The sequence below is a fragment of the Oleiphilus sp. HI0125 genome (assembly GCF_001635355.1).
This window is the reverse complement of record NZ_LWGF01000510.1, coordinates 1-445: the sequence shown is the minus strand read 5'-3', so window position 1 is coordinate 445 and position 445 is coordinate 1. Positions and strand designations below refer to the sequence as shown.

Annotated in this window: 1 protein-coding gene; it reads left to right on the top strand. The window is 44.0% G+C overall.

The features are described from left to right. Positions 1 to 72 precede the first annotated feature (72 nt). On the top strand, positions 73 to 445 hold a 373-nt coding region (locus A3762_RS06465), incomplete at its 3' end, for a transporter substrate-binding domain-containing protein (RefSeq protein ID WP_156493297.1).

Here is a 445-nt window from a genome sequence, read left to right as displayed (position 1 = left end):
CAGCTTTCTGTTGTTGCTTAGGTGCGCTGCGAAATCCTTTTTGGAAGAAAACAAAAACTTAGGAGAACACGAATGTTGAAATTCTCTTCATTGGTCGCTGCAGGTCTTGCAGTAGGCTTATCTTTTGGTGCAAATGCAGGAACGCTTGAAGACGTTAAAAAACGCGGAATGCTTTCTTGTGGTGTGAGTACTGGTCTTGCTGGATTTTCTCAGAAAGACGAAAAGGGTGAATGGAGTGGTCTAGATGTCGACGTCTGTAAAGCTGTTGCAGCAGCTGTTTTAGGCGATGCATCTAAGGTTCAATACAAGCCTTTAACTGCTAAAGAGCGTTTTACAGCGCTTCAGTCTGGTGAGATTGATATCTTATCTCGTAACACTACATGGACACACACTCGTGACACCTCTCTGGGATTAAACTTTGCAGGCGTTAACTACTACGACGGTC